The sequence below is a fragment of the Bacillus sp. FSL K6-0069 genome (genome assembly GCF_038007785.1).
In the GTDB taxonomy this organism is placed as follows: Bacteria; Bacillota; Bacilli; order Bacillales; family Bacillaceae_G; genus Bacillus_A; species Bacillus_A mobilis.
This window is the reverse complement of the sequence record NZ_JBBOXN010000001.1, coordinates 3,003,764-3,026,058: the sequence shown is the minus strand read 5'-3', so window position 1 is coordinate 3,026,058 and position 22,295 is coordinate 3,003,764. Positions and strand designations below refer to the sequence as shown.

The window sequence follows — 22,295 nt, the reverse complement described above, 5'->3', positions numbered from 1 at the left end:
TTATTTCTCCTCCTCTATTTCATATTGAAAAACTTCATGTAAATCCACATTGAACATGAGTGCTATGTCATAAGCTAATTTTAAAGATGGATTATATCTGTTTTTTTCAAGTGAAATAATTGTTTGGCGGCTTACACCGAGCTTATCAGCAATCTCTCTTTGTGATAATCCCCGTTCAGCTCTTAATACAACAATCCTATTACGAATCTTTCTTTCGTTACTTAACGGCATCTCAGCTCACCTCTTATATTTAGAAAGGTAATATATTTTTGACCTAAAGTAAAGTTTTTTTTACATTTAGGATGAAATATATTACTTGTATTAGTGTGGGTATTAAAAGTATGTATAGAATCTATAAAAGAACTAAACTAGGATGGAATTTTAGTATTAAAAAAGTAAAGTACATAGAAAACTGCTTTTTCCTATGTGGACATTTAGAAATGAAAAATCAATGGAGGTGAAAAAAGATGACTCGTTTTATGCTAAAATTCATTTAGTGTATATTTTCGTTAAAATGTGGGTGGCCCCCCTTTTAGCAAAACCGGAGTGGAAATGATGAGTATAAACAGTTTTGTGGGATTGATAAAAGAAGACTTATTAAAAGAGGTAAGCATAAGAAGTGAGGATGAATTCGAGCCTGTAGTAGTTAAAGATATTCCTAGACTTTGGAAGTGTTTAGGGATAGGTAATTATGCTGCAGTATTTATGCACAAAGAGTACAAAGATTGGGTAGTGAAAGTTTACGCACGAGAAGGAGAAGGAATTGAAAAAGAGTCGGAAGTATACCGAAGAATCGGAGACCATCCTTCTTATTCGAAGCTTATATATAAAGGAGAAAATTTCATAGTATTGAAACGTTTAAAAGAAATTACTTTATACGATGCTATTCATAAGGGGATTAAAATTCCTAAGCAGGTAATCCTTGATATCAATGAAGCTTTAGAGTATGCAAGGGAACAAGGATTAACCCCTTGTGATGTTCACGGGAAAAATGTGATGATGGAAAACGGAAGAGGATATGTAGTCGATGTATCTGATTTCTTAAAAACAAAAGAAGATAGTAAGTGGAGAGACCTAGAAAAGGCATATTTTATATTTTATTTGCCTTTCATTTATAAATTTCCTTTTCCTATTAAAATACCATATTGGATGTTAAACATTGTTAGACGTTCGTATAGAAAATATAAGAAGTTTAAAAAGAAATTCAAATGGTAAAAGGACCACATACTTATCTTTAGGTTAGATAAGTGAACCACTAGTAAACAAAAGGACCGTACATTTTAGATATGTCTATTATGTACGGTCCTAATTTTATAGCCTCATGAAGTAATCAGTAAGCTTTACATTTTCTTTTTCACGCAATCACTTATTTTTTCTTCAAGCTCTTTATTCTTTTTCTTGTTTATTCCGCAAGAATTGATGCGTTTTTTGAGCACTGTATGGTTATACAGTGTGGTTTTATTCGCTCCGGCTTCTTTCTACCACAATCTTGAAGTTAATTATATTTTTCGACGTACGAAATAAAAAGCTAAGGACCCCATAATTACAGGTACAACGAAATCAAAGAAATGGGAAACATTAAATGGAAAAAGAAAAAGAAATGGTATAAGTGTATAGATAACTGCTTGTCCTATAAATATAGGAATTCCAAATTGAAATTCTCTACATCGCTGGATTTTCCTGTATAGCACTTCTCCAATTAGACAAGCTACAAGAGCCGGTATACTACCATAAGTGACGATCGTTTTAATAAATCCTAATACAACGTTCGGGTGAATAAAGCTAGGATGAGAAATATATGAAATCAAGAACCATCCAAAAATAAAAGCAAACAGACTTGCAGCATAACTAATTCCAAATTTTATCAACGTAATCATCCTCACAGTTTTCTAATAGTAACTCCATTGTATGACATAACGTCCTATTAACAGTAGTCAATGATGCATATAATTTTCTTTTTTGGGGGTAGGTGCATTTCTTAGCTTGATAACGATGGGATAAGTCCTCAATAGTGACAAATATCCATACTGCTATTAACTGGTTAATTAAAGAAGAATTTGTTCCACAACTCTTAAGTTATTATAATATGAAAAAATGAAATTCTCCTTCTGTAATTCATTCAAATGGCTCAATCTTTGCATCTTTTGAATTCCCTGAAGTGCTAAACATAAGCAAAATAATTAACTATCCTATGCAAGAAAGTTTAGATAGCTAAAAGCATATGTTTTATTGAAAGGATGTGATTGAATTATGGAAAAGCCGAATTGGGGAATTGGAGGATTAGTATTCGTTGGTTGCATGTTTCTTGGCGGAGGAGTGGGATCTATATTAGGCGATACTCATGCTGGATGGCTAGTAGGGATGGGGGCTGGATTTATTGGGATGGCTTTAACGAGACTGATCAGAAAGTAATATAATGGGAGTCCTCTTATGGTGAATAATGTAATTAATGGCATAAGAGCTCTATAAATTATAGTTAGAACCTTATCTTTAGTATTTGTCATTTCTAAATTTCTCCATACATAGATATGATTCTCAAGTCGGAGGATGGCACCTTAGGGTGTTTTTTTTTGTGCTCTCTAAAAATGCCTTACCATATAATAGACTTCGTTAGATTTCGATAATATTTTTTGTAATAGAATAGATTCATTACCGTTTCAGACCTAAGTATTCATTCATAACCTAACAGTAAAAGGGGGGATGATTAAAGGTATGGCGTGTAATGATGAATTAATTTGTCAACAGTTTGCAAGGATTATCGGTGGCCAAGAAGGGTTCGCCGGTGGAAAATGCGTGGCTACAATAAATCGGGATGAAATACAAGCAACTATCTTAGGAAAACGTTTTAGAGTAACAACTTCCTTTTCATTCGAATCACGAGATAATAAAACAGGACGAGCATTATGTTTAGGCCGGATAGCGCTATTGCAAAGAGAAGTCAATGGGTTTGTTGCTACAATTATTAAACAAGGAATAATCGTTTCGTCTATACACAATGAGTGGTTATGTGATGAGCCGAATTTAATTTACGTTAATATCGAAGACGTTGATGATCCGCTAAGCTTCGCAAGGAAAGTTAGAAGAGCTTTATGCAACTAACCGATTTTTTAGTTAAATGAGTGAGTATGTTGGTTAGAATATTTCAGATTGTTGACTCGTTTTATAAAGTGAAAGAAGACGTTCCATAATTGGAATGTCTTTTCTTGATGTTTTTATAATTTGGAAAACGAGGAACCGAACTTGGAGGAAGTATGTTTGAGGAGATTAAAAGGAAATGGTTTTTAAGTCTTGGCTATGGATCTATCCTCCTGTTCTAATTAACTAAAAGAAGAACTTTCCCATACCGATTAGACTACTAAGCATTCCGATTCCATTCATGGTACCTTTTCCTGCTGTCAGTAAGTTTCCAAGCATTCCGTTATTCCCCCATCCCATGGGACTTACCTGTCCGCCCCAGCCTGGATGGTTTCCAAAAATACCCCAGTTATTATTGGTATTAAAATGAAAAGGCTTGACTGGCGGTGATAATAAAGCGGCGATATGACCTTGTGCGAACATCCCTGTATGATTGAATGGTTGGGGCCATGCAGGTTTTTGAAAATTAAAACCTGCATGGCCTTGTAATGGAGCCCAATTAGCAGCATGTCCTTGGGGTATCATCCCTGCATAATGGATTGGCTGACCTAAAGGGAAGGGAGGGGGCACGGGATTGAAACCCGTATAATTGGCTGGTGATTCCCAACCAAATGGATAGACTCGACAACTCCAATTTTCAGGAACTTTCAAATCATTCATTCCCTCAGTTTTCGCTATTTGTTGCTGTAAATATAATGATGACATTGCAATTTGGTTATTATATTGCTCCCCGTTTCCATTTGAATTCAAATACCAATATTGGTACATAAGCGTATTCCCCTCACTTTAAAAATGTAATGTTAGACTTAGCCTATGTAATATTCCTTTTTATGGATGGTTACATAACTAGATTTACAAGCCTGTATTTACAGGAATAGGTGTATGTTCTTGTTGATTTATCCGGCTATTTGTGGACAACAAAACACTTCTACCTCAAAATTCAGCGAAAGCAAAGAAGTTAGATGGGGAGGATGCTTGTAAAAGTCCGACTGATTAAAGTGTCACTTTATTTTAGAAGGGGATTTTCAGTTGCTCCTTTTGTTTATTTCAGCATAATTTAATTTTGGATAACAAACGTGTTTATCAAGGTTTAATCAACAAAAAAAATTAAAATGTTATGTTGAGCAAGTAGAATTACTAAAAAGAGAATATCCATTCGAAGAGTTTGGCAAAATACTGCAAGGACAATGTATCCTTATGCAGATATACAAACGATTTAAACTGATCAATGGAATTTATAATGAAGGGGCAAATGAATATATGAGTGAAACATTACATAAAAGAAAACCACCATATTTAATGCTTGTAATCCTTTTTATTGGGGCATTTGTTTCATTTCTAAATAACTCGCTTTTAAATGTAGCCTTACCATCAATAATGAAGGATTTAGACATTAAAGATTATTCGACGATCCAGTGGCTTTCAACAGGGTATATGCTTGTAAGTGGTATATTAATTCCGGCATCAGCATTTTTAATAACCCGATTCTCCAATAGGAGCTTATTTATTACATCTATGGTGATTTTTATTTTTGGTACGGCCTTAGCAGCTTTAGCACCGAACTTTAGTTTATTACTTACTGGCCGGATGGTTCAAGCAGCAGGTTCTTCAGTCATGGGGCCTTTGTTAATGAATATTATGCTAGTAAGCTTTCCAAGAGAAAAAAGGGGAACAGCAATGGGGATTTTTGGGCTAGTTATGATTACCGCTCCAGCAATTGGACCGACACTATCGGGTTATATTGTAGAGTATTATGACTGGCGTTTGCTTTTTGAAATGATTTTACCGTTAGCGATCATTAGCTTACTGTTAGGGATTTGGAAATCGGAGAATGTCATGAAACAAAACAAAAATGCAAAACTTGATTATCTCTCATTACTATTATCTTCTATCGGTTTTGGCGGTTTGTTATATGGATTCAGTTCTGCAAGCTCCGACGGTTGGACGAATAAAGTTGTTTTAACAACCTTAACCATAGGCGCTATTGCCCTAATTGCTTTCATTGTCCGCCAATTAAAAATGAATGAACCGTTATTGGATTTACGTGTTTACAAGTACCCAATGTTTGCACTTGCGTCTGTAATTGCGATTGTTAACGCAGTGGCCATGTTTTCGGGTATGATTTTAACACCAGCTTATGTACAAAACGTCCGCGGTATTTCGCCGCTGAGCTCTGGGCTGATGATGCTTCCAGGTGCGGTAATAATGGGGATTATGTCACCAATTACAGGTAAACTATTTGATAAATATGGCCCGCGTATTCTTGGTATAGTAGGACTTTCTATTACAGCTGTTTCAACTTATATGCTGGCCAACCTGCAACTCGACTCTAGTCACACACATATTATTCTTATTTACACACTGCGGATGTTTGGGATGGCTATGGTGATGATGCCACTTATGACAAACGGACTTAATCAATTACCAACTCGTTTAAATCCGCATGGTACAGCTGTTAATAATACAGCTCAACAAGTGTCCGGTTCGATTGGTACTGCTATTCTTGTTACGATTATGAATTCTGTAACAAAAACAAAAGCTGAAAGTCTAATGGCGGATGTAGATCCAACAACCTTCACCGAAGCTACGAAGGCAATGTTAACTCAGAAGGCTTTATTATCCGGAATTCAATATTCATTCTATGTAGCGCTTGGCATGAATGTTGTTGCACTACTATTAGTTTTTTTTGTTAAACGTGTAGATACAAGTGCGGAAGCTGTCGAGAGGTTAAATCGGTAGAGCAAAATAAAACTTTAGGTCATGATTCATATAAGTTTTTACTGCTTAGTTAGACTATGAAGAAATGCAAATTTCTGCTGCTAAGGCGCTGGTATTTAAATCTGGAAAAGAATCAGCGAAATAATTATATATAGTAAAAAGGATCTGATATTCATATCAGATCCTTTTTCATTAGCAACACAGTATACTTATTTATCGTATTTGTTTGAATTGATATGAGAAGCTACTGGTTTTCCTAATACTACAATCTTTAGCTCTCAATTTCTTATAAACATTATAATAATATACTTCATTTTCATTTAGTATTTTTTCTGTAAGTTATACATGTAATAGCAACAAACAACTTAGATTACCAACCTTATAAGCAATATCATAATCGTGAATAGTTAGGGAAAAGATAAAATAAGGTAATCAATTACATATCTTTATCCCAGGCGATTCATTGTTTATTGAATGGGATATTTTATTTCATGTTTTTTTGAAAGGGTGTTCTTAATGGATAAAAAAGTATCTGCCATTCCTCAACCGAAAACATATGGATTGCTGGGGAATCTCCCGTTAATCGATAAAGATAAACCGACCCTATCCTTTATCAAGATAGCGGAAGAGTATGGTCCCATTTTTCAAATTCAAACTTTAAGTGATACCATCATTGTCGTTTCTGGACATGAACTGGTAGCAGAAGTCTGTGACGAAACACGATTTGATAAAAGTATAGAGGGTGCTTTAGCAAAAGTTCGCGCCTTTGCTGGAGACGGATTATTTACAAGTGAGACTCATGAGCCTAACTGGAAAAAAGCTCATAATATTTTGATGCCTACATTCAGCCAACGGGCAATGAAAGATTATCATGCTATGATGGTCGATCTTGCCGTACAACTCGTTCAAAAATGGGCACGGCTTAATCCGAATGAAAGCGTAGATGTACCGGAGGATATGACTCGCCTTACATTGGATACAATTGGTCTATGTGGTTTTAACTATCGATTTAATAGCTTTTATCGTGAGACCCCTCATCCTTTTATTACTAGCATGAGCCGTGCTCTAGATGAGGCGATGCACCAATTACAGCGGCTGGATATAGAAGACAAACTCATGTGGAGAACGAAACGTCAATTTCAGCATGATATTCAATCTATGTTTTCTTTAGTAGATAATATTATTGCTGAACGTAAAAATAGTGGAAATCAGGAAGAGAATGATTTACTTTCCCGTATGTTAAATGTGCAGGATCCGGAAACTGGTGAAAAATTAGATGATGAAAATATTCGTTTCCAAATTATCACTTTTTTAATAGCTGGGCATGAAACAACAAGTGGATTATTATCTTTTGCAATCTATTTTTTATTAAAGAATCCAGATAAATTGAAAAAAGCCTATGAAGAAGTAGATAGGGTTTTGACAGATCCTACTCCAACATACCAACAAGTTATGAAACTTAAGTATATCCGGATGATTTTAAATGAATCGCTACGTCTATGGCCTACTGCTCCAGCATTCAGTCTCTATGCAAAAGAAGATACAGTGATTGGTGGGAAATATCCAATTAAGAAAGGAGAAAATCGTATTTCTGTTCTTATTCCACAGTTACATAGGGATAAAGACGCGTGGGGAGAAAACGTGGAAGAATTCCAACCTGAACGATTTGAAGATCTGGATAAGGTTCCTCATCATGCTTATAAGCCATTTGGAAATGGTCAACGGGCATGTATCGGTATGCAGTTTGCACTTCATGAAGCCACACTTGTAATGGGCATGCTTCTTCAACATTTTGAATTCATTGATTATCAAGACTATCAGCTGGACGTAAAACAAACATTAACGTTAAAGCCTGGTGATTTTAAAATTAGGATTCTACCCCGAAATCAGACTATTAGCCATACTACTGTTCTTGCGCCTATAGAGGAGAAACTGAAAAACCATGAAACCAAGCAGCAAGTTCAGAAGACTTCTTCTATTATTGGAGCCGATAATCTTTCGCTGCTTGTTCTGTATGGCTCGGATACAGGGGTAGCAGAAGGTATTGCAAGAGAACTAGCAGATACAGCTAGTTTAGAAGGTGTTCAAACGGAAGTGGTAGCTCTTAACGATCGAATTGGAAGTCTACCGAAAGAAGGAGCGGTTCTTATTGTAACTTCTTCTTATAATGGAAAGCCGCCAAGTAATGCAGGACGGTTTGTGCAGTGGTTGGAGCAATTAAAACCAGATGAGCTAAAAGGTGTTCAATACGCAGTTTTTGGTTGTGGAGATCATAATTGGGCGAGTACCTATCAACGAATTCCAAGATACATTGATGAGCAAATGGCTCAAAAAGGAGCAACAAGATTTTCTACACGTGGAGAAGCGGATGCAAGTGGTGATTTCGAGGAACAGCTCGAGCAATGGAAACAAAGTATGTGGTCTGATGCGATGAAGGCATTTGGGTTGGAACTTAACAAAAACATGGAGAAAGAACGCAGTACATTAAGTTTACAATTTGTTAGTCGTCTTGGAGGATCTCCTCTTGCGCGAACATATGAAGCGGTTTATGCATCTATACTAGAAAATCGTGAGCTTCAATCATCTAGCAGCGAAAGAAGCACGCGACATATTGAGATATCCTTGCCAGAAGGCGCTACGTATAAAGAAGGAGACCACCTTGGGGTGCTGCCAATTAATAGTGAGAAAAATGTCAACCGAATTTTAAAACGCTTTGGATTAAACGGAAAGGATCAAGTCATATTGAGCGCAAGTGGGCGCAGTGTAAATCACATACCTTTAGACAGTCCTGTTCGTTTATATGACCTTCTTAGTTATAGTGTAGAAGTGCAAGAAGCAGCCACTCGAGCACAAATACGAGAAATGGTGACATTCACAGCATGCCCTCCTCATAAAAAGGAATTGGAATCATTATTGGAAGAGGGAGTTTATCATGAACAAATATTAAAGAAACGTATGTCAATGTTGGATCTTCTTGAAAAGTATGAGGCTTGTGAAATCCGATTTGAACGTTTTTTAGAACTTCTTCCTGCGCTCAAACCGCGTTACTATTCTATTTCAAGCTCTCCACTCGTTGCGCAGGATTGTCTGAGCATTACGGTTGGTGTTGTTCATGCACCTGCATGGAGTGGGGTAGGGACATATGAAGGAGTCGCTTCTAATTATTTAGCTCAGCGCCATAATAAAGATGAGATTATTTGTTTCATTCGAACGCCACAATCAAACTTTCAATTACCTGAAAATCCAGAAACACCAATTATCATGGTTGGACCAGGTACTGGAATTGCACCATTCCGTGGATTCTTGCAAGCGCGTCGTGTTCAAAAGCAAAAAGGTATGAACTTAGGAGAAGCACATCTATATTTTGGTTGTCGTCATCCTGAAAAAGATTATCTCTATCGTACAGAACTAGAAAATGATGAAAGAGATGGATTAATCTCTTTACACACAGCTTTTTCTCGCCTAGAAGGATATCCTAAAACATATGTACAGCATTTAATAAAACAAGATAGAATCAATTTAATTTCGTTATTAGATAATGGGGCTCATCTTTATATATGTGGTGATGGAAGTAAAATGGCTCCTGACGTAGAAGACACCCTTTGTCAAGCATATCAAGAAATTCATGAAGTCAGTGAACAAGAAGCAAGGGATTGGTTGGAACGTGTGCAAGATGAAGGACGATATGGAAAAGATGTTTGGGCTGGAATCTAAATTCTTCTTAGTTAGATAAGTAATATTTCATTCACGAACTTCTCTCGACTAAGTATAACTTTAAACAAAACAAACTGATTTATAAAAACCCTGTATTTTTTATTGAATATGGGGTTTTCTTATTTTTAAATAAAAGGGGCGTATATGTTGATTCAAAATCCAATAATCTTTATGCATTATATACACAACATGTTAGATTTGAAATACTTAATAAAAAGGGGAAACATCAGGGAGAAGTAGACTTTAATTTAAACTCAACAAAATGCGTAATTGTTGTTACTCATTCACAAGAAGTTGCAAAAAAAATCAGATCCAGCATTTTATTTAAGTAAAATGAAGTTAGTAGTAAACGAAATTTAGAATAGTTAAGAAAAAGCTATTTTTGTCCTTAATTAACATGATTTTCGAAATGTATGAATGCTAATATTTGTTATATGATATATTTATCAAATTATTATTCATGTAGTTTCTATGATGAATCTGTAAGATAGTTTAAGGGTTGGATGTGGATTTGAAATAAAGAAACGATTTTTTGAGAGGAGAAAAGTAAATGTTTATAAGAACAGAAAGATTATTAATACGAAATTTTGAGTTCAAAGATTGGCAAGATGTCCATGAGTATACATCAGATAGCAATGTTATGAAATACATACCTGAAGGGGTTTTTACTGAAGAAGATACAAGAAACTTTGTAAATAGAAATATGGGTGAAAATGCAGAGAACTTTCCTGTGATACTGGTAGATGAAAATATTCTGATTGGTCATATTGTTTTTCATAAATATTTTGGTGACCATACTTATGAGATTGGGTGGGTATTCAATCCTAAATATTTCAATAAAGGATATGCTTCTGAAGCAGCACAAGCTACATTAAAATATGGGTTTAAGGAAATGAAATTACATAGAATTATAGCTACATGTCAGCCCCAAAATACCCCGTCATATCGATTGATGGAGAAAATTGGAATGAGAAGAGAAGGATATTTCAGGAAGTGTATACCCCATGGAAATGAATGGTGGGATGAATATTATTACGCTATTTTAGAAGGAGAGTAGTGTCTCAGAACGCATTGTTTAAATCAAAATCATAATTAAAATCATAATTAAAATCATAATTAAAATCATGCTATTCTTTTTTGAGAATTGCTTGGCCCATAAAATAATTAAAATGTGGGCGGTGCTCTATGCCCATCAAGCTAACATTATATAAGTTTAATTTCATGTAAGATTTTTTAAAAAATTAAAATAAAGGTTAATTTTCTTAATACAGTATAGTATCTACAGCAGTTTATTCAGCAAACGGGCAGGATTGTGAAAGTATTGAGTTCGAGATATCTTCCTAAAAAACATTACTTATAATAAAAGGATGACAAAATTTTTATGGTTAGTATGATAATTTGGAAACAGAAGTCAGCTTAATCTATGAAAAACTTATCAGAGGAGTGATGTAAGTGAAACAAAATGTTTACGATAATCCGAATTTCTTCAAAAACTACACAGCGTTGCGTGAAAGTGGAATAAACGCTAATGACTTCATAGAACAGCCAGCAATCAAATCATTAATTCTGTGTTTGAAAGAAAAATCGGTATTAGACTTGGGTTGCGGTGATGGTCATTTTTCAAAGTATTGCATAGAAAATGGTGCAAAAAACGTAGTAGGTGTAGACATATCCAAAAATATGATTGAACGTGCTAAAAAGTTAAATCAGGATGATAACATAGAATTTATGTGTCTTCCTATGGAGGATATGGGACTAACCAATCAAAAGTTTGATCTGATTATAAGTTCCCTCTCTATACATTACATTGAAGATTACTCGGCAATGATTCAAAAGATTAATGAACTATTAAAAAGCAGTGGTGAATTTATCTTTTCAACCGAACACCCAATAGCAACAGCTCGCAAAGGGAGCAACCATTGGATAAAAACTGAGGATGGTAATAAATCACACTGGGCATTAGATAATTATCAAGAAGAAGGAATCAGAGTACACAACTGGTTTGTTGACGATAGTGTGGTTATTTATCATCGAACAGTTGCCACATTAATAAATACTTTAATTGAACACGGGTTTTCGCTGGATAAAATAATCGAACCACAATCAACTTTGGCAGGGATAGAGAAAATGCCAGATTTAATAAACGAATCGCGAAGTCCATCTTTTATTATAATCAAGTCAAAAAAACAAAATAATATTTAAAAATATCTACCGCAATCTGGGAGCTTTTATTGAATTATGAAAACAGCCGTTAAACTGTATGCATTCGAATTGAAAATATTGAACATAGGAGTGAGTGAAAATGGCATATTTACTACAAGTTGATTTTCCGTTTGAAGGTCCTTTTGGTGAAGAAATGGAAAAAGCATTTTTGGATTTAGCAAAAAGTATTAATAAAGAAGAAGGATTCCATTGGAAAATATGGACGGAGAACGAAGAAACGAAAGAAGCTGGAGGCATCTATGTATTTGAAGAAAAACAAGATGCTGACAAATACGCCGAAATGCACAAAAACAGACTGCAAGCATCTGGTATTAAAGATATTAGAGTAAGAATTTTTCACATCAATGAAAAGTTAACGAAACTGAATCGTGGTTATAGTAAATAATGAGGGACACGTAATTCAAAAAATCTCTATATAAATAGGGATTCGTGTATCTTCATATAGTTCCTTGGAAAAGGTAACGTATGAGAGTTCTTAAACTTGTGAAATTGACGAGAAAGTACTGCGGAAAAAGTTGTATTGAAATAATGATTTATAAAAGGGTACGCCCCTTACTGGGAGGTAAGGGGCACAGGAAATGCAAATTTATTTGTAATTTGCTAAGTTGATTATAACATATATACCCGTCTATACATGTTACAAAATTATGAACATAACTAATATTTAGTAACTAGGAGTAATGAAGGTTGTAGGACTTAAAAATGCGAGAAGAGACCTGATAACAGTTCCGTTTTTGTTATTGTTTTGGCATATAATAAACAATGTTGATTCTCGCGTATCGATACGGGAGAAATAGAGGGAATATCTCATCGCTATACTTTCCTATGAATCTACAGAAAGAGTAGCGTGTTTTTATTTAGGAGTATTTTTTTATTAGTTTAATACCGATGTGACAATACCTCTTTATTATTTTTCAGGTTACAATACATGTATTGCATCACTAACATATGATCATTCTTAAGAATGTCATTAAAATGTTAGTGCAGCAAAATAAATTGTGTTATGATGTGAGCAAATATAAAGCTATGTAACGGAGGGATTCACATGCCGCATGTTGTGTTTCGTGGAATTACTACTGAACAATTAAAAAGGATAAGCAAGCCATTAGTAGAAGAACTCGCAGAAATCTGTGAGTGTGGTACGGATAATTTCACATTGGAACTACCAAGTTCTACGTTTGTATTCAATGGAGAAGAAATAGAGGCGTTTCCTCTTATTGAAGTGAAATGGTTCGAGCGTGGACAGGAAATTCGTGATCGATTTGCCAAGGCTATTACTACATATGTAATGGATTTTGGACTTCCAGAAGTAGAGGTTGTATTTACGGTTTTCACAGAATCAGCGTATTATATTAACGGGAAGCATTGTGCAAGTTAGAGCTATTTGAAAGATTTTTATAACATTAAGAAAAGAAATAGGAGAGAATATCCTATTTCTTTTTATTTTTATAATAAAATATAAATGCTAAATCTAAAGTAATGATAATAATTAGAAGTGATAGGTGTATAAGTGCATCAGTTTTTCCGTTTAATAAAGACTTTATAAAGAAATCCCATTCTGTTTCATAGGGAGGCTCTGACCAATTTCGTTGCATTCCGAAAGCTATTCCATTTATCTCTCCGTCTCAAAAAACTCAATCCATTCTCCATCAGGACCAGCGAAGAATATGTAACGTGTTCCATCTGGTAATGTTTCAATTTCTTCTCCTAGTAAAAAGGTTATTTCGTGTTTTTTGAGTCTTTCAATCTCATCCTCTAATGAATCCACTTTAAAGCAAATGTGATGTACTTTTCCTTCTGCCGGAAGAGAAGAGTTGTAGCCTTCAATTAATTCGAGTATCGTTTCCTTCGATTCTTCCACACCTAAAAAAGCGAGTTGTAAGTCTGGATTCGGGTGCCCCATCCGTTTAATGAGCTGTAAGCCGACTACTTCTTCATAAAATGAAATAGATGTTTCTAAGTTTGCAACCATAAGTCCAACGTGTTCGATTCTTCTAACTGGCATGTAGATTCCTTCTTTCTGAAAATTATATACAATATATTATTGAAAATTAAGAAAATATGCAAGATAAAAACCTTACAAATTTTAGCGTGTTATATGGTATAGTGAGAAAGTATGTTTGGGGAGAAGGAAGGAGATTATACGATGAATACACCTACTCAAACTCCTTCATTATCGGCAACGATGAAAGAGTGGCATTATGCATTAGCGTATGAAATTAAACATTGGAAAACGATAGGTGGTAGTAAAATTTCTATCATGAACGGTCGTTTTTTATATACAGATTATGAAAGTACAGTATACGTATTTCAGCTTATTTCGGAAGTAAGCTTACCTGAAGGTTCACCAATTCGAATTGAGTTTGATGGTGAGGAAGCGACAGGGGAAGTATTATCTGTACACGGATTAGAAATAGAACTGAAATTAAATGATTATATACAAGGTGAAATACGAGAGGCTGTTTTATACAGTGAACCGTGGCAATTGTTAGAGCAACTACAAGAGCGATTGAAAGAGGCACATAAAGATAAGTTAAAACGTAATCGTATAAAGCGTCTTGTTGATGGGACGAGCAGTCCGAAACATATTGAGAAGATGAAAAATCCGAAAAATGAATTGGCGTATCGTTCGTTTTACAATCCGACAACGTACGTGTGGGGACCACCTGGAACAGGGAAGTCTTATAATTTATCACGTATTATTTCGGCGCATTATCAAAAAGGAAAATCGGTACTTGTGCTAGCTCATAGTAATGCAGCAGTGGACGTATTAATGAGTGAAGTAACGAAGCAAATTGAGAAGAAAAAGAAATGGACGCCTGGCGAAATTGTTCGTTACGGTTATAGCCAACATGATCATATACGAAATCATGAAACGTTGCTTGCATCGAAGTTAGTTGAAACGACGAACGGATCTTGGGGAGAAGAAAGACTCTATTTAGAGGAAACACGACAAGATCTCCGTGAAAAGATTTTATCATATAAAGCGACTTCTGCTGATAAGAAGCGTATACAAGAGATTGAAAGTGATCTTCGAAAGCAAAAAGCGAAAATTAAAGAAGTAGAAAAAGAATACATTGAAAATGCAAAAGTAATCGGTGCAACTTTATCGAAATGTGCCATTGATTCACTGATTTATGAGCGTACATTTGATTTAGTTGTCGTAGATGAAGTGAGTATGGCATATGTTCCGCAAATTGCATTAGCTGCATCACTTGGAAAACGCATCGTCGTATGTGGTGATTTTTTACAGTTACCTCCAATTGCGATGGCGAACCATGAACTCGTTCGAAAATGGCTCGGGGAAGATATGTTTTACCATGCCGGGATTGTTGAGTCTGTCAATAAGTCAGAAGCACATCCGAACCTCTTTATGCTGCAGGAACAAAGACGTATGCATGCGGATATATCTAAGTTTACAAATTCATTTATTTATAAAAATAGAGTGTATGATCATCCGTCTGTTTCAGACCGTAAAGAACTTGCGCAATTGCAACCATTTGCAAATGAGGCGAGTGTTTTATTTGATACGAGTCTAATGGGTGCCTTTTCGTTAAAAGACGCTGCTTCAGGTTCTCGTTTTAATATTATGTCTGGTTTAGTAGCGATGCAAATGATGTTAATCGGACTGTTAGATGGTGTTCAATCGATCGGTGTTGTTACACCTTACAGGGCACAATCCCGCTTTTTATCAACGTGTATCAGGGAAATATTGCAGAGAACGAAATATCAAAACATACCTGTTTTAGCAGCGACGGTTCATAAGTTTCAAGGGTCTGAAAGAGATATGATGATTTTTGATACAGTGGATAGTTATCCGCAAGAACGACCAGGCGTGTTATTCTTTGACCATAAAAATCATCGCCTCGTCAATGTTGCAGTGACAAGGGCAAGAGGGAAGTTCATTCAACTATCAGATTGTCATTATATGCGTAAAAATCTTTCGAGAAAACAAGCGTTATCACAATTAACAGCTCATATAGAACGTCACGGAGATGTGTATGATCGCACAACATCAAGACAATTGTGGGAGCGGAAAATTTCGAAACGTTTACGCTGGTTTATGGAAATGAATCTTGAAGAGCCGAAAGTGTTATTAAAAGATATTTTAGCTGCAAAACGAAAGATTATTATTTCACTTCCAAGCACAAAGCAAGTGGATAAACGAGTATGGCAAGCGTTAATGCGTACAAATGCGCAAATAACAGTGTATAGTGATGGACCAGTTCCGTTAAAAAATGTAAAGTTACAAAGACAAAACAAAGCATTCCCGTTTATCGTAATCGATGATGAAATCTTCTGGGCAGGAGCGCCACTCACATCTCAAATGATGTTTGAAGGTAGTACGGAATTTCCATACGTATGTGCAAGGCTGCAAGCACCAGAAACAATTGGTGTATTAAAAGGGTTTTTAGATATTCGGTAAATTCGGATAGGAATTCCTTGACTTTTAATCGGAATGAACTTAGAATGAATGTAATTTAATATAATTTTATGAAAATTCTTATCAAGAGAGGTTGAGGGACTGGCCCTATGACACCTCGGCAGCAGATTCGTTATGAATACTGTGCCAATTCCAGCAAGGTAACTTGAAAGATAAGAAAGAAGCTCATTTTGACTGTATATGCAGAAGCCTCTTTCTATCTTTTAGAAAGAGGCTTTTTTATGTGAAAATATAAGGGGGAAGAAAAATGGGAGCGACAGGAGTAACGTCACAAAGAAAAATAATTGAAGAGAGTATCGAAAGAAATAAGGAAAAGTACATAGAAACAAGTCACGATATTCATGCGAATCCGGAGATTGGTAACCAAGAGTTTTACGCATCAAGAACGTTGAGTTTATTACTAGGAAGCGCAGGTTTTCAATTACAACACAATATAGCTGGACATGAAACAGGTTTTATCGCGCGAAAAAGTTCAGGAAAACAAGGACCAGTTATCGCATTTTTAGCTGAGTATGATGCTTTACCAGGACTCGGTCATGCGTGTGGTCACAATTTAATTGGCACAATTAGCGTTGCGGCAGCGATCGCATTATCAGAAACGCTTGAAGAAATTGGCGGGGAAGTTGTCGTGTTTGGTACTCCGGCTGAAGAAGGAGGGCCAAACGGTAGTGCGAAAGCGAGTTATGTAAAAGCTGGTTTATTTAAAGATATCGATGCGGCACTTATGATTCATCCGAGCGGAAAAACAGCGACAACGAGCCCTTCACTAGCAGTCGATCCACTTGATTTTCATTTTTACGGAAAAACAGCTCACGCCGCAGCTTCACCAGAAGAAGGAATTAACGCATTAGATGCGATTATCCAGCTGTATAACAGCATTAACGCACTTCGCCAACAACTTCCGTCAGATGTGAAAATTCATGGTGTTATTACAGAAGGCGGAAAAGCACCTAACATTATTCCTGACTACGCTGCAGCAAGGTTCTTCATCCGTGCAGCAACGAGAAAAAGATGTGCGGAAATAACAGAAAAAGTAAGAAATATCGCAGAGGGAGCAGCATTAGCAACAGGTACGAAAGTGAAAATTCATCAATTCCAAAATGAAATCGATGAACTACTCGTAACAAAAACATTTAATGACGTCGTAGCCGAAGAACTAGAATTACAAGGTGAGGACGTAAATCGGAAAGAAAGATTTGGCATCGGCTCAACAGACGCAGGAAACGTAAGTCAAGTCGTACCAACAATTCACCCATACATTAAAATCGGTCCAGACAATTTAATTGCACACACGAATGAATTTAGAGAAGCAGCACGTTCAGAATTAGGAGATAAAGCATTAATTACATCCGCAAAAGCACTAGCAAATACAGCGTATCGATTAATTACGGAAGAAGGGTTGTTAGAGAAGGTGAAGGAGGAGTTTAGAGGGGCGCAGAGGAATCAGGGGTAGATGGTTAAAGGGAGTGGGGGGATCCACTCCTTTTCTTTTTTGCGTAACACTGATGCTAAGATTTTTTTGCAGTAAAATCAATGTTAGTAGAATTTTTTTAATCAAAATTTTTTCAAAATTAACATAAATGCTTGCAACATTTAAATTAGTACTATATAGTTCTAGTTATGACAAAGGTAAAATTAATGAATCAAAAACGTGTGATTGAAGTAGCTGCAACATTATTTTTAGAAAAAGGGTTTGCTTATACAAGTATGGATGAATTAGTACGTGTAAGCAAAGTTTCAAAGTCTAATGTGTATTATCACTTTTCTAATAAGGAAGTATTATTAGAAGGGGTCGTTGATTATTGGATTGAAATGTATCAATCTGCAATTGATGACGTACTTTCTCAGAACCAATTTTTAGTTGAAGATCGTATTCAACTGTTTTTAAAGCAATTATCACAAGGAGTTCAGTCGAGAGAGTATAAGGGGAGCTGTCCATTTATTACTCTTTATATTCAAAGTCCTAAACAGGCCACGCAAATAAAAGAAAAAATAGGTCTTTTTTTTACAGGATTACAAAAGAAAGTTTCTCTATTACTTAAACAAGGGGTAGAGAATGGAGAATTCAGAAATACGATTAATATTGATGAGGTTGCATCCCTTTTTATTACAAATCTTGAAGGAGCGTTATTTATTTCAGAAACATTGAAGGATGCAACTGTAATTACGAAAACAGCAGATCATTTTTTAAAATTGCTTCGATAAAAGAAGCATTTTTTTTACATCAAATTAGTACTAATTAGTACTAAAAAGGGGATTTTATATGAGAACAGTATTTTTAACTGGTGGAACAGGCTTTATTGGAAAGCAATTAGTAAAAGAATTAGCCAAAGAGGATGTTAAAATTCTTCTTTTAGTGAGGTCGAAAAGTAAAGCAATACGCCTTTTTCAAGAAAGAGGCATCTTAAAAAAGGCAGTTATGCACTTTATTGAAGGTGATTTGACGAAAATAGATTTAGGTCTAAGTGCTGAAGATAAGGAGAGGGTATTGAAAACGGATGTGATTATTCACGCAGGAGGCCCTATGGATATTCAAGCGACAAGTAAAGAGGCAGCTTCCGTATTTTTAAATGGTGCAAAACATATTAGTGAATTAGCTAAAAGTATTCATCAATTGAAGGGCTTGCAACAATTTATTCATGTTGTAGGTTATATGAGTCCCTTTGATGATAAAAATAGCAAGATTGCAATTGATGTGTTTAAAGAAGGAAACAATGATTTGAAAATAAAAAATCCATATGAGAGAACAAAATTTTTAGCAGATCTTTATATCCGTCACCAGGCATCAGCGGTAGGTTATCCGCTTTCTGTAATTAATCCGCCAACTGTAGTCGGTAGTAGTAAAACAGGGAGTACAGAGCAGATAGCAGGATTAGGTTTGCTTGTGATGAGTATGCGAAGAGGGCTCATGCCAGTGATTCCTGGAGGTAAGGGATATAGGTTACCACTTATTTCAAACGATGAGCTTGCGAAGTTTATTGTGCAGGTTTTCAGATTGGAACAACCGACTATTCAAACATATACACTTGTTGAAGACAAACAGCACGATCAGAACATTGCTGAATTATTAAGTATTATGTCGGAAAGTATGAATATGAGGGCACCAAAAATCTCTGTCCCAATGCCACTTATGAAAGCAATTATGAATAGTGGAGTAAGTAAAATAACAAAAATTCCTTCGGATGGACTGAATTTTATTACAAAACGAAAATTTTCAAATGTTTCAGCGAAAAAAATTATGGGAGGAGATTGGTTTAAGGAGACGAGTGTAATAAAATTTTTCCCTGCCGTAGTAGCAGATCTGGATTATCGAATGATATATCAAAATGGCCAGCATAATCATTTATTTAAACGAACATTATGCGATAACAATACCCTTTACCAATTAAAAGGAGAGGGTAAACCGTTTATTTTATTACATGGTTTATTGAGTGATGGAGAGGATTTATTTCCTTTAGCACAAGAGCTTCATGAAAAAACTGGTCAACCTGTATGGATCTTGGATCTTCCAGGTTTGGGACGTTCTCCTTTTAAACGAGAGAAAAATCTTCTAGATGTCTATTTGAATGTAGTGAAAAAGTTATTGGAGAAAGCTACTCATGGTGCACATCTAATTGGCCATTCATTCGGTGCGTTTATTCTTCTGGAAGCATTGGTACAAGAGTACATAGATAAGAAGTATTCAATCACTTTACTTCAGCCACCTGTTGCTAAAAAAAATGCTAAATCGCTAAATGTTCCTCAATTTATGAACAAATGGACATTAAAACTGGCAACTACTAATTTCATAGGGCGATATTTATTAAGTAATGGTTTGTTTGAAAGTATGGAGAGCATCCCTGAACATTATATCGAAAAAATAAGGAACAGTTTTACTTCTCCTAGAATTTTAAATACTACGGTTCAGCTTAATAGTTTACTACTGAAAAACGATCAAGGTGATTTCAATGAAGTAACAAAGTATAATCTTCACATTATTTGGGGGGATTATGACAGAGGCTATTCTGCTCCATCGCATCTTGGTAAGGTTGATTTTGTTCCATATGGCCATCATTTTCCTCTTAGCCATCCGAGTGAAACGGCAACATTAGTAATAAAAAATAGTAATACTAGCAGATGAGAGTGTGGGATAAATAAAAAGTGTGTAGTAAGATCGTTGTGTCTTTGAAATAAAATTGTACTGTTTTGGGTCCCACCACATCACCATCAGACTAAGAAACGCAAATACCTCAAAACGAAAAAATGAGCATTTTGTTACAAGATAGTACAAAATTTCGTTTTGGGGGTGCTATAAAATCTTAGGTTGATGGCGATGGGGTACCGCCACATGCCCATCAAGCTAATCAAGTAATTTACTAGATATGAAACGATCCTTGGTTCAAAACTAACAATTGATAGAAAAGTAGGCATACTAAAGAAGCCTATTAAAATCTGATTTTTTCGCTAGGCAGTTTGTCTATGCTTCACCGTCGTTTTATACACAATCCCTAGAATATAAAAGACGGTCATTTTCTTATACCGATGACATTTACGACCGTTCTTTTTGAGCAATAGATAAAGACGATGCAAAATTTTCAAAAGTTGTTCTGTGCCAATGGCTATCGCTTGAAACAGTAACGGAAAGTAATCTTTAATCATATAAATCGTTTTGTATTCACTTAGCTCCTGATTTGTTTTTTCAAGCAAAAACTGTCGCATTTGAAACATCGTAGAAGAACAGAGGAGAATACCGATTAGTTGTCCATATAAATGGCACTCTAGGCGCTCTCTTTTAATGTTTTTATATTCATCAATTTCAAAAAATGACTTCCACGTTTTAAACAAAATTTCAATCTGCCAACGAAGTGAATACAGTGAGTGCACGTAGTTAGTTGGTACTTCTTCTAAAGACGTGTTCGTAATATATACATTCATGCCCATTAAACGTTTATTTTTATCCTTCATGACAATGCCTTTTTTCTTTTCACGTATCGCTTGGTTTTTTAGGCGTGTTTGCGTTTGATCATCGGTTAAACGATGGATAATGACACGTGCTGGAAGTTTTTGATTTTGGCCAATGTATGCCTCGGGAATTTCTATCGTTTCACCAGGGATTAGATCTGACATTATTTGTGTCATATCAAGCTGTATGTATTCTGTTTGCTTTTTTAACGTGCCGTTGTTGAAGTATTCTGGCTCAGGGTTCTTGATATAAATCCGCGTATTTAGCTTCAACCGCGAGATGTAGTAAGCCCCTTTATCATGAATAGTTTGTAAGTCTCCTAAATCGAAGTAACCAAGATCACGTAAACACAAATCACCCGCCTCTACGGTTTCAAGGCAGATGGTACCGTATGTTTTATCATTATTCTTTCCTGGTCCAAGCTGCACGTTAAGAAATTGACCACTAAGTAAATCATATTCCAATTGGATTTTTACGCCTGCCGTATTACTACTTCCACCTGAACCTTGATAGTCAGTGGCGAAATGATCAGGCAGTTGAAACACTGTCGCATCTAAAATACGGATACGATTGAAAGTAGAGACCATGTGTGCAGAAAGCGAGTGATTTGAACAGAGTTTTTGTGTGAGAAGAGAAGTAAAGACTTCTCGAAGAAATGCGACAGCTGCTGGATTAAAGCGTTGATTCAATCCTTCTGAGCTCATCAGTACTCCAGTTGAGGCTTCTAACTGACTGCACAATTGTGTAAGCGATGTGCTAGCGATTTCTTGACTGAGCCATACGCAAAGGGCAATGAGTTCGTTTGCTTGATACTTACTAGATCGCTGTACAAAACCAACTTGTTTGGCGATATCTTGTAGGACTATTGGAGATAAAAAGTATTGTAGCTCTTGTGCGAAAAGATTCAGTTCATTGGAAATGATAGGATTCATCAAAAACGCCATCCTTTCTGTATATTTCTACAAAAAGAATAGCGTTTTTTTGATTATATGGATACAAATTTATCTTAGCTTGATAGCGATGGGGCGGTACCCCTAATACCCCAGAAGGAAAGGAAGAGTTTGAATTCTTTAACGTACAGGGCGTTCCATATATCATTGTAAAAGATCATGAAAATAA

The 22,295-nt window shown here is 35.7% G+C and carries 18 protein-coding genes, 1 pseudogene and 1 riboswitch; of the genes and pseudogenes, 13 read left to right on the top strand and 6 right to left on the bottom strand.

What is annotated here, in order from left to right:
• Entirely contained in the window at positions 1-231 is a 231-nt protein-coding gene (locus MHB74_RS15490; RefSeq protein WP_061677751.1) for a helix-turn-helix transcriptional regulator, read from the bottom strand.
• 324 nt (positions 232-555) lie between these two features.
• On the opposite strand from MHB74_RS15490, the gene MHB74_RS15485 reads away from it, so the two are divergent.
• Complete coding sequence (locus MHB74_RS15485) at positions 556-1,215, top strand: serine/threonine protein kinase (protein ID WP_061677750.1); 660 nt, start codon at positions 556-558, stop codon at positions 1,213-1,215.
• 284 nt (positions 1,216-1,499) lie between these two features.
• Here MHB74_RS15485 and MHB74_RS15480 read toward each other — a convergent pair whose 3' ends face one another.
• The gene (locus MHB74_RS15480; RefSeq protein WP_061677748.1) at positions 1,500-1,877 is read right to left on the bottom strand and encodes a hypothetical protein; all 378 of its coding nucleotides are present in this window, start codon (positions 1,875-1,877) and stop codon (positions 1,500-1,502) included.
• Positions 1,878-2,250: 373 nt separating this feature from the next.
• Here MHB74_RS15480 and MHB74_RS15475 point away from each other — a divergent pair, with 373 nt between their 5' ends.
• Both MHB74_RS15475 and MHB74_RS15470 read left to right on the top strand, forming a co-directional pair.
• Entirely contained in the window at positions 2,251-2,412 is a 162-nt protein-coding gene (locus MHB74_RS15475) for a hypothetical protein (protein WP_242251200.1), read from the top strand.
• Positions 2,413-2,712: 300 nt separating this feature from the next.
• Positions 2,713-3,099, top strand: a complete 387-nt coding sequence (locus MHB74_RS15470; protein ID WP_061677788.1) for a DUF1259 domain-containing protein — start codon at positions 2,713-2,715, stop codon at positions 3,097-3,099.
• A 222-nt stretch (positions 3,100-3,321) separates the two neighbouring features.
• Here MHB74_RS15470 and MHB74_RS15465 read toward each other — a convergent pair whose 3' ends face one another.
• Positions 3,322-3,903, bottom strand: coding sequence for a hypothetical protein (locus tag MHB74_RS15465; RefSeq protein WP_061677747.1), 582 nt, complete (start codon positions 3,901-3,903; stop codon positions 3,322-3,324).
• Between the two features lie 492 nt (positions 3,904-4,395).
• Here MHB74_RS15465 and MHB74_RS15460 point away from each other — a divergent pair, with 492 nt between their 5' ends.
• The 6 genes from MHB74_RS15460 (at position 4,396) to MHB74_RS15435 (ending at position 13,168) form a co-directional block, all read left to right on the top strand.
• On the top strand, positions 4,396-5,874 hold the full coding sequence (locus MHB74_RS15460) for an MDR family MFS transporter (RefSeq protein WP_061677746.1): 1,479 nt from the start codon (positions 4,396-4,398) through the stop codon (positions 5,872-5,874).
• Between the two features lie 495 nt (positions 5,875-6,369).
• A complete protein-coding gene (cypD, locus tag MHB74_RS15455) occupies positions 6,370-9,567 on the top strand; it encodes a bifunctional P-450/NADPH--P450 reductase (RefSeq protein WP_061677744.1) in 3,198 nt (1,065 codons plus the stop codon).
• A gap of 550 nt (positions 9,568-10,117) precedes the next feature.
• The gene (locus MHB74_RS15450; RefSeq protein ID WP_061677742.1) at positions 10,118-10,624 is read left to right on the top strand and encodes a GNAT family N-acetyltransferase; all 507 of its coding nucleotides are present in this window, start codon (positions 10,118-10,120) and stop codon (positions 10,622-10,624) included.
• Positions 10,625-11,019: 395 nt separating this feature from the next.
• A complete protein-coding gene (locus MHB74_RS15445; protein ID WP_061677740.1) occupies positions 11,020-11,769 on the top strand; it encodes a class I SAM-dependent methyltransferase in 750 nt (249 codons plus the stop codon).
• A 100-nt stretch (positions 11,770-11,869) separates the two neighbouring features.
• Positions 11,870-12,175, top strand: a complete 306-nt coding sequence (locus MHB74_RS15440) for a monooxygenase (protein WP_061677738.1) — start codon at positions 11,870-11,872, stop codon at positions 12,173-12,175.
• Positions 12,176-12,835: 660 nt separating this feature from the next.
• Positions 12,836-13,168, top strand: a complete 333-nt coding sequence (locus MHB74_RS15435; protein ID WP_001120967.1) for a DUF1904 family protein — start codon at positions 12,836-12,838, stop codon at positions 13,166-13,168.
• Positions 13,169-13,220: 52 nt separating this feature from the next.
• Here MHB74_RS15435 and MHB74_RS15430 read toward each other — a convergent pair.
• Together MHB74_RS15430 and MHB74_RS15425 are read right to left on the bottom strand one after the other, a co-directional pair.
• Positions 13,221-13,406, bottom strand: a pseudogene (locus tag MHB74_RS15430) (hypothetical protein); the annotation flags it as partial.
• Positions 13,403-13,795, bottom strand: a complete 393-nt coding sequence (locus MHB74_RS15425; RefSeq protein ID WP_061677736.1) for a VOC family protein — start codon at positions 13,793-13,795, stop codon at positions 13,403-13,405. The pseudogene MHB74_RS15430 and the gene MHB74_RS15425, both read right to left, overlap by 4 nt.
• Positions 13,796-13,906: 111 nt before the next feature.
• Between MHB74_RS15425 and MHB74_RS15420 the strand changes: the two genes are divergently transcribed.
• The 4 genes from MHB74_RS15420 (at position 13,907) to MHB74_RS15405 (ending at position 20,354) form a co-directional block, all read left to right on the top strand.
• Complete coding sequence (locus MHB74_RS15420) at positions 13,907-16,216, top strand: AAA domain-containing protein (protein ID WP_061677734.1); 2,310 nt, start codon at positions 13,907-13,909, stop codon at positions 16,214-16,216.
• Positions 16,217-16,291: 75 nt separating this feature from the next.
• Positions 16,292-16,393, top strand: a riboswitch (SAM riboswitch).
• Between the two features lie 88 nt (positions 16,394-16,481).
• Positions 16,482-17,687 (top strand): M20 family metallopeptidase, encoded by a 1,206-nt coding sequence (locus MHB74_RS15415; protein WP_061677733.1) that lies wholly within the window; start codon positions 16,482-16,484, stop codon positions 17,685-17,687.
• Positions 17,688-17,872: 185 nt separating this feature from the next.
• Positions 17,873-18,439 (top strand): TetR/AcrR family transcriptional regulator, encoded by a 567-nt coding sequence (locus MHB74_RS15410; RefSeq protein ID WP_001072320.1) that lies wholly within the window; start codon positions 17,873-17,875, stop codon positions 18,437-18,439.
• A 58-nt stretch (positions 18,440-18,497) separates the two neighbouring features.
• Complete coding sequence (locus MHB74_RS15405) at positions 18,498-20,354, top strand: alpha/beta fold hydrolase (protein ID WP_061677731.1); 1,857 nt, start codon at positions 18,498-18,500, stop codon at positions 20,352-20,354.
• Between the two features lie 323 nt (positions 20,355-20,677).
• Here MHB74_RS15405 and MHB74_RS15400 read toward each other — a convergent pair whose 3' ends face one another.
• Positions 20,678-22,108, bottom strand: a complete 1,431-nt coding sequence (locus MHB74_RS15400; protein ID WP_061677729.1) for an IS4 family transposase — start codon at positions 22,106-22,108, stop codon at positions 20,678-20,680.
• Positions 22,109-22,295 lie beyond the last annotated feature (187 nt).